The following is a 14,580-nucleotide window of genomic DNA, read 5'->3' as shown; positions in this document are numbered from 1 at the left end:
CTTTCCTCGGCTTACAGGGGTTTGACGACGAACAGGCCGTCTTCGTGACCGTCCTCGGCGCCGCTGTAGACCTGTTCGGCCACGGTGCGCAGGCTGCTGCCACGGGCGGCGAGGATCTGGTCCATGGCGCCGGCGAACCAGCCGGTGAACATGTAATCGACCTTGCGATTGACCTTGCCGTAGACGTAGACGAAGGCGGAGTGCCGCAGGCGGACCTCGGCGGTGCCTTCCTCGAGGTTGATCCGCTCGATCTCGAACAGGCCCCAGCCGCGCTGGGACAGGCGCTTCATGTAGTGCTCGAACACCGCCACGCCCTCCAGGCCGTGACATTCGGCTTCCTTCTCGCACCAGTGCCAGGCGGACTTGTAGCCGGCCTTGTAGAGGATCTCGGCGTAGGCGTCGGCGCCCAGCACTTCCTCGATGCCCATGTGGTTGTTGACGAAGAAATGTCGCGGTACGTAGAGCATCGGCAGGGCGTCGGTGGTCCAGACGCCGGTCTCGCTGTCGACCTCGATGGGCAGTTGGGGGGCATGTTTGGCCATGGTGTAAGCTCCGATTCTTTTGACTCCCTCTCTCCCTTCAGGGAGAGAGGCGGGGAGAGGGAAGATGGGTGCGATGCAATGCCCCTCCCTGGAGGAAGAGGCGACGAGTCGGGAGTGGGCCGGGAGTTACTCGCCCCAGACGTCGCGCAGGACCCTTACCCAGTTCTCGCCCATCACCTTGCGCACCACGCGCTCGGGCATGCCGCGCTCGAGCAGGGTCTCGGTGAGGTTGGGGAATTCGCCGACGGTGCGGATGCCCAGCGGGTTGACGATCTTGCCGAAGTTGGTCAGGCGCCGGGCGTAGCCCTTGTCGTGGGTCAGCCACTCGAAGAAGTCGTGGCCGTGGCCCTGGGTGAAATCGGTGCCGATGCCGATGGCGTCCTCGCCGACGATGTTCATCACGTACTCGATGGCCTCGGCGTAGTCGTCGATGGTCGAGTCGATGCCTTTCTTGAGGAACGGCGCGAACATGGTCACACCGACGAAGCCGCCATGATCGGCGATGAACTTCAGCTCCTCGTCGGACTTGTTGCGCGGGTGTTCCTTGAGGCCGGACGGCAGGCAGTGGGAGTAGCAGACCGGCTTCTTCGATTCGAGGATGACCTCTTCGGAAGTCTTGCTGCCGACGTGGGAGAGGTCGCACATGATGCCGACCCGGTTCATCTCCGCGACGATCTCCCGACCGAAGCCGGAGAGCCCGCCGTCACGCTCGTAGCAGCCGGTGCCGACCAGGTTCTGGGTGTTGTAGCACATCTGCACGATGCCCACGCCGAGCTGCTTGAACACCTCGACGTAGCCGATCTGGTCCTCGAATGCGTGGGCATTCTGGAAACCGTAGAGGATGCCGGTCTTGCCCTGCTCCTTGGCCTTGCGGATGTCCGCGGTGCTGCGCACCGGGATCACCAGGTCGCTGTTGTCGCGGATCAGCTTGTTGCTGGCGACGATATTGTTCACCGTCGCCTGGAAGCCTTCCCATACCGATACGGTGCAATTGGCGGCGGTCAGGCCGCCCTTGCGCATGTCCTCGAACAGTTCGCGGTTCCACTTGGCGATGATCAGACCGTCGATGACGATGCTGTCGGCGTGCAATTCGGCTGGGCTCATCTGGCATACCCCTTTCAGGCTGGGCGCGCCGGGACTTGTGCCGACGCTTTGGGGGCAGCATATCGTCGGGGCCCGGCGCGACCCGGCCCGAAAACGACCAGGGTCGTGCCGAAAGCGTCAAGCGTGCGACCGCAACGACGGAGGGCAATGTCGCGGATGGAACAGGCGCTGGCCGCCCGGGGCCGGCAACGGGGAGTGCGCGCGCCCCTGCCGGCGCGGGTTCAGAGGCCGAGTTCGCCGAGCGACGGATGGTTGTCCGGCCGGCGCCCCAGCGGCCAGCGGAACAGCCGCTGGTCCTCGCGGATCGGCAGGTCGTTGATGCTGGCGTGACGTTCGTACATCAATCCCTGCTCGTCGAACGCCCAGTTCTCGTTGCCGTAGGAGCGGAACCAGTTGCCCGAGTCGTCGTGCCATTCATAGGCGAAGCGCACGGCGATGCGGTTGCCGGTAAACGCCCAGAGTTCCTTGATCAGCCGGTACTCCTGCTCGCGCTGCCACTTGCCGCTGAGGAATTCGACGATCCGCTCGCGGCCGCGGACGAAGGTCGAGCGATTGCGCCAGACGCTGTCGGGACTGTAGGCCAGCGAGACGCGCTGCGGGTCGCGGCTGTTCCAGCCGTCCTCGGCGGCGCGGACCTTCTGCGCGGCGGTTTCGGCGGTGAAGGGGGGAAGCGGGGGACGGACGTCGCTCATGGCGGGCTCCTCGGTCTGCGGTGGTTTCGATGGGAGCAGCGTAGGGCAGGGCGAGCGCGGCCGAATGACGTCGATCCCACGGATCCTGCCAATCCCGCCTCGCCCCCCTGGCTGTTTGCCAGGCTGGCCAGACCTACCCCGGAGAGGGCTATGATGGCCGCCACCGGAGTGGACAAGGATCGACCTCGCGCAATGACCTCCACCACCTACCTCGGCCTGCTGTTGGTCGGTATCCAGGTACTCGGCTTCGTCGCCGCCATCCATGCCGTGCTCACCGTGCGCACCGCCCAGGGCGCGATCGCCTGGGCCACCTCGTTGGTATTCATGCCGTACCTGACCCTGCTGCCGTACCTGGTGTTCGGTCGCAGCCGTTTCGACGCCTACATCGAGGCGCGGCGCCAGGCCAACCGCGAGATGCACCTGGCGGCCGCCGAGCTGGACTGGCGTCCCTGGGTCGAGGAGGCCCTGGCGGCCCGCCAGGTCAGCGGCTACAAGGGGCTCAAGGCGCTGGTGCGGATGACCCGCACGCCGACCCTGGCGAACAACCGGGTGCGCCTGCTGGTCAACGGCGAGGCCAGCTTCGAGGCGATGTTCAAGGCGATTTCCGCCGCCCGCCAGGTGATCCTGGTGCAGTTCTTCATCGTCCGCGACGACGCCCTCGGCCAGCGCCTCCAGCAACTGCTGCTGGAACGTGCGGCCAACGGCGTCGAGGTGTTCTTCCTCTATGACGCCATCGGCAGCCACGCGCTGCCGCACCGCTATGTCGAGCGGCTGCGCCAGGGCGGCGTGCAGATGCATGGCTTCAGCACCGGCAGCGGCATGCTCAACCGCTTCCAGGTGAATTTCCGCAACCACCGCAAGGTCGTGGTGGTGGATGGCGAGTGCGGTTTCGTCGGCGGGCACAACGTCGGCGTCGAGTACCTCGGCGAGAAGCCGCCGCTGGCGCCCTGGCGCGACACCCACATGGAACTGCGCGGGCCGGCGGTGGCGTGCCTGCAGGAAAGCTTCGCCGAGGACTGGTACTGGGCGACCCACAGCCTGCCGCCGCTGATCCTGCCGCCGCAGTACGACAGCGAGGGCGCGCTCTGCCAGGTAGTCGCCAGCGGTCCGGCGGATGCCCAGGAAACCTGCTCGCTGTTCTTCGTCGAGATGATCAACGCCGCCCACGAGCGGGTCTGGATCACCTCGCCGTATTTCGTTCCCGACGAAGCGGTGATGGCCGCCCTGCGCCTGGCGGTGCTGCGCGGCGTCGACGTGCGCCTGCTGATACCCTCGCGCCCGGACCACCGCACGGTGTATGCCGCGTCCAGCCTCTACGCGCTGGAGGCGATCCGTGCCGGGGTCAAGGTGTTCCGCTACCAGCCCGGCTTCCTCCACCAGAAGGTGGTGCTGGTGGACCGCGACACCGCCGCCGTCGGCAGCGCCAACCTGGACAACCGTTCGTTCCGGCTGAATTTCGAGGTGATGGTGGTGACCGTCGACGAGGGCTTCGCCGGCGAGGTGGAGGCGATGCTCGAGGCGGACTTCGCCGAGTCGCTCGAATTCACTCCGGAAGACCGCCGCAGCGTGCGCCGCCTGCAGCAACTGGGGATGCGCGTGGCGCGGCTGGTCTCGCCGATCCTCTGAAAACCTTCGCGAACTCTGTACGTCGGCAAAACCGCGTTGGAAACGGCTTCGGAAAGCTCGGTTGCCGTTCGGGGACTCCGCTTCCCCGTCCGTTTTCGCCCGGTTTCTCCAGCTCGCCAGATCGTCGGCAGGTCCTGAGCGACGCCTCTGCCGCCCGCCGACCGCGCGGGCGTGCAGCTTTTCCCTAGCCAGCGACTACAAAAATCATAATTTCGCTATTCCCCGGCTCTGAACAGAATGCGGCCATCACGCAACCGCAGAACAAGAACGACCAGAGTCCGAGGAACCGAGCCATGACCGACCTGAATCGCACCGCCTTGCCCTCGCGCACGGACGGGACCGTGGAAAAGACCGACACCCTCGTCGTCGGCGCCGGCCAGGCCGGCGTGGCGATGAGCGAGCACCTGAGCCGGCTCGGCGTGCCGCACCTGGTCCTGGAGCGCAACCGCATCGCCGAGGCCTGGCGCAGCGGACGCTGGGATTCGCTGGTGGCCAACGGCCCGGCCTGGCACGACCGTTTCCCGGGAATGGAATTCGACATCGATCCCGACGGTTTCCCCGGTAAGGACCAGGTGGCGGCCTATTTCGAGGCCTACGCGAAGAAATTCGACGCGCCGATCCGTACCGGCGTCGAGGTGAGGAAGGTGGTGCGCAATGTCGGCCGCCCCGGCTTCACCGTGGACACCTCCGCAGGGACCATCGAGGCCAACCGCGTGGTCGCCGCCACTGGCCCGTTCCAGCGTCCGGTGATCCCGCCGATCGCGCCGCGCGACGAGCGTATCCGGCAGATCCACTCGGCCCACTACTACAACCCGCAGCAGCTGCCCGAAGGTGCGGTACTGGTGGTCGGCGCCGGTTCGTCGGGGGTACAGATCGCCGACGAGCTGCAACGTGCCGGGCGCCAGGTCTACCTCTCGGTGGGCGCTCATGACCGTCCGCCGCGTTCCTACCGCAACCGCGACTTCTGCTGGTGGCTGGGCGTGCTCGGCGAATGGGATGCGGAAGTCGCCAAGCCCGGGCGCGAGCATGTGACCATCGCCGTGAGCGGTGCCCGCGGCGGACATACCGTGGACTTCCGCGCCCTGGCGCATCAGGGCGTGACCCTGGTCGGACTGACCGAATCCTTCGTCGACGGCGTCGCGACCTTCCGGCCGGACCTGGCGGAGAACCTGGCGCGCGGCGACGAGAACTACCTGGCGTTGCTCGACGCCGCCGACGCCTATATCGCCCGCAACGGCCTTGACCTGCCGGAAGAGCCCGAGGCGCGCCGCCGGCTGCCGGACCCGCAGTGCGTGACCGATCCGATCCTCGAACTGGACCTGGCCGAGGCCGGGGTGGGCAGCATCATCTGGGCCACCGGCTATGCCGTCGACTTCGGCTGGCTGCAGGTCGATGCCTTCGACCGCGACGGCAAGCCGCGCCACCAGCGTGGCGTGTCCAGCGAACCCGGCGTGTATTTCATCGGCCTGCCCTGGCTGTCGCGGCGCGGCTCCTCGTTCATCTGGGGCGTCTGGCACGACGCGCGCCATGTCGCCGACCACATCGCCATCCAGCGCAAGTACCTCGCATACCGCGACGCCGCCCAGCGCCAGGAACAGGACCGCGCCTCGCAAGCTCCGCAAACCAGCCTCCAGGAAGTCAGCTGATGCCTACCCATACCCGCATTCGCATGTTCAACACCAAGGACACCTACCCCAACCAGTCCCTGGACAACGATCTCTGCCAGGCCGTGCGCGCCGGCAACACGGTGTACGTGCGCGGCCAGGTCGGCACCGACTTCGACGGCAACCTGGTCGGCCTCGGCGACCCGCGCGCCCAGGCCGAGCAGGCGATGAAGAACGTCAAGCAACTGCTTGAGGAAGCCGGCAGCGACCTCTCGCACATCGTCAAGACCACCACCTACCTGATCGATCCGCGCTACCGCGAGCCGGTCTATCGCGAAGTCGGCAAGTGGCTCAAAGGGGTGTTCCCGATCTCCACCGGACTGGTGGTCTCGGCCCTCGGCCAGCCGCAGTGGCTGATGGAGATCGACGTGATCGCGGTGATTCCCGACGACTGGCAGCAATGAGGAGGCGCGCGCCATGACCTTTTCCATCGTCGGCCGCTGCGCCGAAACCGGCCAGCTGGGCATCGCCATCAGCTCGTCGAGCATCGCCGTCGGCGCCCGTTGTCCCTGGCTGCGCGCCGGCACCGGCGCGGTGGCTACGCAGAACATCACCCTGCCGGCGCTCGGCCCGCAGATCCTCGACCGCCTCGACCAGGGCCTGGCCCCTGGCGAAGCGCTGGACCAGGCGCTGAGCAGCAACGGCTATGGCCAGTATCGCCAGGTCACGGTGATCGACCAGCACGGCCGCACCGCGTTGTTCACCGGCCGCGAGGCGCTCGGCGTCCACCATGCGCGGGCCGGCGAACAATGCGTGGCGGCCGGCAACCTGCTGGCCGCGCCGGAAGTGATCGAGGCGATGGTGGATGCCTTCGAGAACGCCGAAGGCCTGCTCGCCGAGCGCCTGCTGGCGGCGATGCGTGCCGCGCTGGCCGCTGGTGGCGAAGCCGGGCCGGTGCATTCGGCGGCGCTGTCGGTGGTCGGCGACCTGCTCTGGCCGGTGGTCGACCTGCGCGTCGACTGGGCCGAGCACGACCCCATCGGCCAGCTCGAGCGACTGTGGCTCGCCTACAAGCCGCAGATGCAGGACTATGTGACCCGCGCCCTCGACCCGACCCGTGCGCCGAGCTACGGCGTGCCCGGCGACGAGTGAGCGGGTCGTTCCCTTCCTCGACGGCGCAGCGCGAGACCTGCGCCCTGGAGCCCGACATGCCCGGCAGCCGCGACATCCTCGCCGACCTGGTGGCCTTCGACACCGTCAGCCGCGAGTCCAACCTGGCGCTGATCGACTACGTCCGCGACTACCTGGCGGGTTTCGGCGTCGACAGCGAACTGTTCTTCGACGCCGACGGCCGCAAGGCCAATCTCTATGCCACCATCGGCCCCAGCGACCGTGGCGGCGTCTGCCTTTCCGGGCATACCGACGTGGTGCCGGCGGACGGCCAGGCCTGGAGCGTGCCGCCGTTCCGGCTCAGCGAGCGCGATGGCCGCCTCTACGGGCGTGGCACGGCGGACATGAAGGGCTACCTGGCCTGCGTGCTGGCGGCCGTCCCGGCGTTCCTCGCCGCGCCGTTGCGCCTGCCGGTGCACCTGGCGTTCTCCTACGACGAGGAAGTCGGCTGCCTGGGCGTCCGTTCGCTGCTCGCGGCGCTGGAGCGGCGTCCGCACAAGCCGTTGCTGTGCATCATCGGCGAGCCCACCGAGCTGAAGCCGGTGCTCGGCCACAAGGGCAAGCTGGCCATGCGCTGCGAGGTGCACGGCGCGGCCTGCCATTCGGCCTACGCGCCGCAGGGGGTGAATGCCATCGAATACGCCGCGCGGCTGATCGGCCGCCTCGGCGAGATCGGCGCGCGCCTGGCGGTGCCGGAGCGCCACGACCGGCGTTTCGACCCGCCCTACTCGACGGTGCAGACCGGACTGATCCAGGGCGGCCGGGCGCTGAACATCGTGCCCGCCGAGTGCCGCTTCGACTTCGAGGTCCGCGCGCTGCCGGCGGACGACCCGCGGCAGGTCGCCGAGGAACTCCGCGACTATGCCGAAAGCGAACTGCTGCCGCGGATGCGCGCGGTGGAGCGAAGTACCGATATCCGCTTCACGCCGCTATCGGCCTATCCCGGCCTGCTCACCGCAGACGACAGCCAGGCGGCGGAGCTGATCGGCCTGCTCAGTGGTTCGACGGATTTCTCCACCGTGGCCTTCGGCACCGAGGGCGGGCTGTTCCAGCAGGCCGGTATCCCGGCGGTGATCTGCGGTCCCGGCAGCATGGACCAGGGCCACAAGCCGGACGAGTTCGTCAGCCTCGCTCAGCTCGAGGCGTGCGATGCCCTGCTGGCGCGCCTGGCGGCGTGGCTGCGGGAGCCTTGAGCGGCAGCACCGCGCGATCCTGGCTGGGACTGGCGGCGAAGCGCGCGCGGTAGCTGCGGGAGAAGTACGACGGCGACTCGAAGCCGCAGGCCAGGCTCACCTGTAGCACGCTGAGGTCGGTCTGGCGCAGCAACTGGCGGGCCTTGTCCAGGCGCAGGCCGAGGTAGAAGTTCGAGGGCGTGTCGTCCAGGTGCACGCGGAACAGCCGTTCCAGCTGGCGGCGGGTGACCTGGATGCGCTCGGCCAGCTCCAGGGTGGTCAGTGGCGGCTCGGTATGCCGCTCCATCTCGCCGATCACCTGCACCAGCTTGCGGTTGCTCACGCCATAGCGGGTCGCCACCTGCAGGCGCTGGTGGTCCTGGCGCGGGCGGATGCGGCCGAGCACGAACTGCTCGGAAACCTGCACCGCCAGTTGCGGACCGTGGGCCTGGGCGATCAGGTCGAGCATCAGGTCGATGGAGGCGGTGCCGCCGGCCGAGGTGATGCGCGGACCGTCGATCTCGAACAGCTCCTGGGTCACGCTCAGTTGCGGGTAGGACTCCTGGAAGGCGTCGATGGCTTCCCAGTGCAGGGTCGCGCGGCGCCCGTCGAGCAGACCGGCCTCGGCCAGCACCACGCTGCCGGTATCGATGCCACCGAGGGTCACGCCGTTGCGATCGAGCTTGCGCAGCCACTGCACCAGTGCCGGGGTGACCGCCCGCAGCGGCTCGAAACCGGCCACCACGAACAGCAGGTCGCCTTTCTTCAACGGCTCCAGCGCGCCGTCGCTGTTCACCGACATGCCATTGCTGGCCAGCACCGGACCGCCGTCGGCGCTGAGCACGTGCCAGCGGTAGAGGTCGGCGTGGAAGCGGTTGGCCACTCGCAGTGGCTCCACGGCGGAAACGAAGCCCATTACCGAGAAGCCGGGCAGCAGGAGAAACCAGAAGTCCTGGGACATGGGGCGCTCCGGGGTTGAGGTTGCGCAGCCTGTGTGTAGCGCAGGCCCGCCGCGCTTGGCAATGGCCAGGTCGCTGCAGTGCAAGAGCTGGTCGCCGCAGTGCGCTTCGCCGCCGTCCCGGCTGCGTACCTTGGTCGCCAGGGTCGGTCTCGCAAGGGGCCGGCGCCCACCTCGCAGAAAAACAATCAATAGCCGCACGAGGGGAGACCGATGAAGACGACGATTCGCCAGCTGGGCTGCGCCCTGCTGATCCTGGCCAGTGGCGCCGCCCTGGCCGCCGAACCCGAGCAGTGCCGCACGGTGCGCCTGGGCACGGTGAACTGGACCGACGTGGTCGCCAGCAGCGCCGTGGCCGAGGCCTTGCTCGACGGCCTGGGCTACCAGGTGAAGCAGACCAGCGCCTCGCAACAGATCGTCCTGGCCGGCCTGGCCGACAAGCAGCTGGACCTGTTCCTCGGCTACTGGCAACCGACCATGCAGCCGGTCGCCAGGCCTTACCTGGACAAAGGCCGGATCGAAGTGATCGAGCCGCCGACCCTGGCCGACGCGCAGTCCACCTATGCGGTGCCGAGCTACGTCGCCGAGGGCGGGCTGAAGACCTTCGCCGACATCGCCCGCTTCAAGGACAAGCTTGGCGGCCGCATCTACGCTATCGAGCCTGGCAGCGGCTCGAACCGCATCACCCGGAAGATGATCGACGACAACCGTTTCGGCCTGAAGGGCTTCCAGCTGGTGGAGTCCAGCGAGGCCGGGATGCTCACGGCGGTGAAGCGGGCGATCAAGCGCAAGCAGTGGGTGGTGTTCTTCGGCTGGAAGCCGCATCCGATGAACCTGCAGATCGACATGACCTACCTCACCGGCAGCGAGGATGTGTTCGGTCCCGACGAAGGCGCGGCCACCGTCTCCACCATGACCGCCGCCGGCTACCAGGCGCAGTGCGGCAATGTCGCCCGGCTGCTGCACAACCTGCGCTTCAGCAGCGCCCAGGTCAGCCAGGTGATGGCGCCGATCCTCGATCGCACCCAGCCCCTCGACGCCGCGCGGCAGTGGCTGAAGGCCAACCCCGAGCCGCTGAAGGCCTGGCTGGATGGCGTGAGCACCTTCGACGGCAAGGACGGCCTGGCCGCGCTCCAGGCCTCGCTGAAGTAACCCGCACCTATCCGTTCCGCCCGGCGCGGCCGGGCGGGGCTTCGTACACCCCGAATACAGGAAGCTACCACCGTGAACCATGAAGTCATCGTCACCTGCGCGGTGACCGGCGCCGGCGATACCGTCGGCCGGCATCCGGCGATCCCGGTCACTCCGAAACAGATTGCCGAGGCCGCCATCGAGGCGGCCAGGGCCGGCGCCACCGTCGCCCACTGCCATGTCCGCGACCCCGCCACCGGCAAGCCCAGCCGCGACGTGGCACTGTACCGTGAAGTGGTCGAGCGTATCCGCGAAAGCGACACCGACGTGATCATCAACCTCACCGCCGGCATGGGCGGCGACCTGGAGATCGGCAAGGGCGAGCAGCCCCTGGAGTTCGGTGCCGGCACCGACCTGGTCGGCCCGCTGGAGCGGCTCAGGCATGTCGAGGAGCTGCTGCCGGAAATCTGCACCCTGGACTGCGGCACCCTCAATTTCGGCGACGGCGACTACATCTACGTCTCCACCCCTGCGCAACTGCGCGCCGGCGCCCGGCGCATCACCGAGCTGGGGGTCAAGGCCGAGCTGGAAATCTTCGATACCGGCCACCTCTGGTTCGCCAAGCAGATGCTCAAGGAAGGGCTGCTGGAGGATCCGCTGTTCCAGATCTGCCTGGGCATTCCCTGGGGCGCGCCGGCCGATACCACGACCATGAAGGCGATGGCCGACAACCTGCCGCCGGGGGCGACCTGGGCCGGCTTCGGCATCGGCCGCACGCAGATGCCGATGGTCGCCCAGGCCATGTTGCTGGGCGGCAACGTGCGGGTCGGCCTGGAGGACAACATCTGGCTGGACAAGGGCGTGCCGGCGAGCAACGGCAGCCTGGTGGAGCGCGCCATCGAGATCATCGAGCGCCTCGGCGGGCGCGCCCTGAGCCCGGCGGAAGGGCGCCGCAGGATGAACCTGAAGCCGCGCTGATTTCTTCCTCCCCGCCCCGTCGGGGGCGGGAACAACTTCTGGAGATGTCCATGTCCTTCGTCACCGAGATCAAGACCTTCGCCGCCCTCGGTAGCGGCGTCATCGGCAGCGGCTGGATCGCCCGCGCCCTGGCCCACGGCCTCGACGTCGTCGCCTGGGATCCGGCGCCGGGCGCCGAAGCGGCGTTGCGCGCGCGCGTCGCCAATGCCTGGCCGGCCTTGCGGAAACAGGGCCTGGCGCCCGGCGCGGCGCAGGAGCGCCTGCGCTTCGTCGCGAGCATCGAGGAATGCGTGGGCGACGCCGATTTCATCCAGGAGAGCGCCCCCGAGCGGCTCGACCTGAAGCTCGACCTGCACGCCAGGATCAGCGCCGCGGCGCGGCCCGACGTGCTGATCGGTTCCTCCACCTCGGGCCTGCTGCCCAGCGAGTTCTACGCCGAGGCGAGCCACCCCGAGCGCTGCCTGGTCGGCCACCCGTTCAACCCGGTCTACCTGCTGCCGCTGGTGGAGGTGGTCGGCGGTGAACGCACCGCTGCCGAGGCCGTGCGGGCGGCGATGCGGGTCTACGAATCGCTGGGCATGCGTCCGCTGCACGTACGCAAGGAAGTGCCCGGCTTCATCGCCGACCGCTTGCTCGAGGCGCTCTGGCGCGAGGCGCTGCACCTGGTCAACGACGGCGTGGCCACGACCGGCGAGATCGACGATGCGATCCGCTTCGGCGCCGGCCTGCGCTGGTCGTTCATGGGCACCTTCCTGACCTACACCCTGGCCGGTGGCAACGCCGGCATGCGCCACTTCATGGCGCAGTTCGGCCCGGCGCTGCAATTGCCCTGGACCTACCTGCCGGCGCCGGAACTCACCGAAGCCCTGATCGACCGGGTGGTGGAGGGCACCGCCGAGCAGCAGGGCGCGCGCAGCATCGCCGAGCTCGAGCGCTACCGCGACGACTGCCTGCTGGCGGTGCTCGGGGCGATCAGGGAAACCAAGGCCCGGCACGGCTTCGCCTTCGCCGAGTGACATGACGCGCCTTCCGCCCCGCCGGGCGTAGCGCAACCACGGAGCCTGCCATGAGCCAAGTCCTGACGACCTACGAGACGCCGGTCCTGCCCGAGTGGGTGGACTACAACGGCCACTTGCGCGATGCGTTCTACCTGCTGGTGTTCAGCTACGCCACCGATGCGCTGATGGCGCATATCGGCCTGGACAGCCAGAACCGCAACGCCAGCGGACACTCGCTGTTCACCCTGGAATGCCACCTGAACTTCCTCCATGAGGTGAAGGAGGGCGCCAGGGTCGAGGTGCGTACGCAACTGCTCGGTCACGATCGCAAGCGCCTGCATATCCACCATGCCCTGTACCTGCCTGGCAGCGGGCAGGCGCTGGCGCTGAGCGAGCAGATGCTGCTCCACGTCAGCCTCGACGGCCCGCGCTCGGTACCGTTCGAAGGCGAGGTGCTGGCGCGGGTCGAGGCGCTCGCCGAGGCACATCGCGCGCTCCCCGTGCCGGAAGGTGTCGGTCGGGTGATCGGCCTGCCGCCGGTGCGCTGAGCGCGATGGCTGCGAAGTATCCGCTGTCTCCGGCGATGTGGCGCTTCGTCGAGCACAGCCGGGCGTTCGCCAGCGACAGTCCGCGCCTGGATGCGCAACGTGCGGCCTACGCGCGGATGTGCCAGGCGTTCGCGCCGCCGCGCCCGGCCGGTTTGCGGGTGCTCGACTCCTGCTTGCCGGCCGCGCCGCCGGTGCGCGTGCGCCGCTATCGCCCCGACCGCCCGGCACCGCCCGGTGGCTGGCCGGCGCTGCTCTACCTGCACGGTGGCGGCTGGATGCTCGGCGGCCTCGATTCACACGATTTCATCTGCGCCGACCTGGCGGCGCGCCTGGGCCTGCTGGTGCTGGCGGTGGATTACCGACTGGCGCCGGAGCATCCGTTCCCGGCGGCATTGCAGGATTGCCTGCGTGCCTGGCAGGCGCTGAGCCTGGGCGAGCTGGACGAAGCGCTGGATGGGCGACGCCTGCTGGTGGCCGGCGACAGCGCCGGCGGCAACCTGGCGGCGGCGCTGTGCCTGGCCCTGCGCGATAGCGGCGCGCCGTCGCCGGCCGCGCAGATATTGCTCTATCCCTTGCTGTCCGCTGCGCCATCGCCCTCGCGGATCGACTGCGCCGACGCGCCGTTGCTCGGCCTCGGCGATGTGCAGGCGTGCCTGGACGCCTACCTGCCGCTGGCGGCGCTGCACCGACAGCCGCTGGCGCTACCCCTGGAGGCCGCTGATTTCACTGGCCTGCCGCCGGCCTTCGTGGCGGTTGCCGAATTCGATCCGCTGCGCGACGACGGCGAGCGCTATGGCGCAGCGCTACGCGCGGCGGGTGGCGAGGCAGGGTTCTATCCGGGAAGCGGGCTGGTCCATGGCTGCCTGCGCGGCCACGGCATCGATGAGGTGGAAGCCCTGCACGAGGCCTTGCGGCGGGCCGTGCAGGGCTTCCTGGCGGAGGACTCAGGCGAGCGCCAGGCGGGTGAGTAATCCACCGCCGAGCACCAGCCAGGCGAATAGCAGGGCGGCCAGCAGCAGCGGCTTGAGGCCGGCGCGGCGGATCGCCGAGAGGTGCGTGCCGAGGCCGAGGCCGGCCATTGCCATGGCCAGGAGGAAGGTGTCGAGGTCGTTGACGTGGCTGACCAGCGCCGGCGGCAGGCTGACCAGCGAGTTGAGCCCGGCGACCAGTACGAAGCCGACGGCGAACCAGGGAATGGTGATCTTGGTCGCGCCGCTGTGCTGCCGGCGGTGCGCCTTGTCGCGTGCCAGCCAGGCCGAGAGCAGGATCAGGAAGGGCGCCAACATCATTACCCGGACCATCTTGGCGATCACTGCGGTATCCGCTGCCTCGATGCCGATCGAGCGACCCGCGGCGACCACCTGGGCCACCTCGTGCACCGTGGCACCGATGTACACGCCCCAGGTGCCAGGGTCGCGCGGCAGCAGCCCCCAGTCCTGGTCGAGCTGGAACAGCGCCGGATAGAGGAAGATGCCCAGGGTGCCGAACACCACCACGGTGGAGACCGCCACCGCGACCTGTTCGGCACGGCCGCGCACCACCGGCTCGGTGGCCATCACCGCGGCGGCGCCGCAGATCGAACTGCCGGCGCCGATCAGCAGGGTGGTGGTGCGGTCCAGGCCGAACAGCCGGGTGCCGAGCAGGCACGCCAGGCCGAAGGTGCTGGCGAGCATCAGGGCGTCCAGCAGCACGCCGTGCAATCCGACGCCGGCGATGTCCGGGAAGGTCAGGCGCAGGCCGTAGAGGATGATCCCGGCGCGCAGCAGGATCTGCTTGGAGAAGCCGACGCCGGCGGCGCTGCCGGCGGCGATCCGAGGGTACAGGGTGTTGCCGACGACGATGCCGAGCACGATGGCCAGGGTCAGCGCGCTGATGCCGTTGTGCTGCAACCATTGCGAACGACCCAGGAGGATCGCCGCGCCGGCCAGGGCGGCGCTGAGCAGCAGGCCGGGGATGAGTTTCTGGACCTGGGCCAGGGGTCTGGTACCGGTCTTAACGGGGAGGGTGTGCATCCTTCGCTCCTCAGGTGAGGTCACGGGACGCAGGTTAGGTAGCGG

At 68.7% G+C, this 14,580-nt stretch carries 15 protein-coding genes; 10 read left to right on the top strand and 5 right to left on the bottom strand.

Translation table 11 applies throughout. The features are described from left to right. Window positions 1–11: 11 nt before the first annotated feature. The 3 genes from LJF27_RS30110 to LJF27_RS30100 form a co-directional block, all read right to left on the bottom strand. Entirely contained in the window at window positions 12–542 is a 531-nt protein-coding gene (locus LJF27_RS30110; protein WP_003107282.1) for a DUF5943 domain-containing protein, read from the bottom strand. Between the two features lie 126 nt (window positions 543–668). Beyond that, window positions 669–1,646 carry a dipeptidase gene (locus LJF27_RS30105; RefSeq protein WP_003106042.1) on the bottom strand — a complete coding sequence of 326 codons (978 nt, stop codon included), beginning with the start codon at window positions 1,644–1,646 and terminating at the stop codon, window positions 669–671. A 221-nt stretch (window positions 1,647–1,867) separates the two neighbouring features. Next, a complete protein-coding gene (locus tag LJF27_RS30100; RefSeq protein WP_003106041.1) occupies window positions 1,868–2,338 on the bottom strand; it encodes a DUF1348 family protein in 471 nt (156 codons plus the stop codon). A 153-nt stretch (window positions 2,339–2,491) separates the two neighbouring features. Between LJF27_RS30100 and cls the strand changes: the two genes are divergently transcribed. The 5 genes from cls (at window position 2,492) to argE (ending at window position 7,931) form a co-directional block, all read left to right on the top strand. Further along, window positions 2,492–3,964 (top strand): cardiolipin synthase, encoded by a 1,473-nt coding sequence (gene cls / locus LJF27_RS30095; RefSeq protein WP_003121332.1) that lies wholly within the window; start codon window positions 2,492–2,494, stop codon window positions 3,962–3,964. Between the two features lie 293 nt (window positions 3,965–4,257). Next, window positions 4,258–5,610, top strand: a complete 1,353-nt coding sequence (locus LJF27_RS30090; protein WP_003122387.1) for a flavin-containing monooxygenase — start codon at window positions 4,258–4,260, stop codon at window positions 5,608–5,610. Further along, entirely contained in the window at window positions 5,610–6,032 is a 423-nt protein-coding gene (locus LJF27_RS30085) for a RidA family protein (RefSeq protein WP_003096732.1), read from the top strand. Before LJF27_RS30090 ends, LJF27_RS30085 begins: the two co-directional genes overlap by 1 nt. Window positions 6,033–6,045: 13 nt before the next feature. Further along, a complete protein-coding gene (locus tag LJF27_RS30080) occupies window positions 6,046–6,720 on the top strand; it encodes a DUF1028 domain-containing protein (protein WP_003106037.1) in 675 nt (224 codons plus the stop codon). A 56-nt stretch (window positions 6,721–6,776) separates the two neighbouring features. After that, entirely contained in the window at window positions 6,777–7,931 is a 1,155-nt protein-coding gene (gene argE, locus LJF27_RS30075) for an acetylornithine deacetylase (protein WP_010793634.1), read from the top strand. On the opposite strand, the gene cdhR is transcribed toward argE, so the two are convergent. Then, window positions 7,861–8,871, bottom strand: coding sequence for an HTH-type transcriptional regulator CdhR (gene cdhR / locus LJF27_RS30070; RefSeq protein WP_003114442.1), 1,011 nt, complete (start codon window positions 8,869–8,871; stop codon window positions 7,861–7,863). The genes argE and cdhR overlap by 71 nt on opposite strands. A 210-nt stretch (window positions 8,872–9,081) precedes the next feature. Here cdhR and LJF27_RS30065 point away from each other — a divergent pair, with 210 nt between their 5' ends. The 5 genes from LJF27_RS30065 to LJF27_RS30045 all read left to right on the top strand — a co-directional run bounded on the left by LJF27_RS30065 (window position 9,082) and on the right by LJF27_RS30045 (window position 13,494). Next, window positions 9,082–10,020, top strand: a complete 939-nt coding sequence (locus LJF27_RS30065; protein ID WP_003096718.1) for a choline ABC transporter substrate-binding protein — start codon at window positions 9,082–9,084, stop codon at window positions 10,018–10,020. A 72-nt stretch (window positions 10,021–10,092) separates the two neighbouring features. Further along, window positions 10,093–10,977, top strand: coding sequence for a 3-keto-5-aminohexanoate cleavage protein (locus tag LJF27_RS30060; protein ID WP_003096716.1), 885 nt, complete (start codon window positions 10,093–10,095; stop codon window positions 10,975–10,977). Window positions 10,978–11,027: 50 nt separating this feature from the next. Continuing rightward, complete coding sequence (locus tag LJF27_RS30055; RefSeq protein ID WP_003096713.1) at window positions 11,028–11,993, top strand: L-carnitine dehydrogenase; 966 nt, start codon at window positions 11,028–11,030, stop codon at window positions 11,991–11,993. Between the two features lie 50 nt (window positions 11,994–12,043). Then, complete coding sequence (locus LJF27_RS30050; RefSeq protein ID WP_004351796.1) at window positions 12,044–12,523, top strand: thioesterase family protein; 480 nt, start codon at window positions 12,044–12,046, stop codon at window positions 12,521–12,523. A 5-nt stretch (window positions 12,524–12,528) separates the two neighbouring features. Then, window positions 12,529–13,494, top strand: coding sequence for an acylcarnitine hydrolase (locus LJF27_RS30045; RefSeq protein WP_021205040.1), 966 nt, complete (start codon window positions 12,529–12,531; stop codon window positions 13,492–13,494). On the opposite strand, the gene LJF27_RS30040 is transcribed toward LJF27_RS30045, so the two are convergent. After that, the gene (locus LJF27_RS30040; RefSeq protein WP_023116834.1) at window positions 13,468–14,535 is read right to left on the bottom strand and encodes a YeiH family protein; all 1,068 of its coding nucleotides are present in this window, start codon (window positions 14,533–14,535) and stop codon (window positions 13,468–13,470) included. The two genes, LJF27_RS30045 and LJF27_RS30040, sit on opposite strands and share 27 nt — an antisense overlap. Between the last annotated feature and the right edge of the window lie 45 nt (window positions 14,536–14,580).

The sequence above is a fragment of the Pseudomonas sp. 203-8 genome, from assembly GCF_020708595.1.
GTDB lineage: Bacteria > Pseudomonadota > Gammaproteobacteria > Pseudomonadales > Pseudomonadaceae > Pseudomonas > Pseudomonas aeruginosa.
Note: the sequence above shows the minus strand (reverse complement) of the source record. Positions and strands in the feature narration are given on the sequence as shown.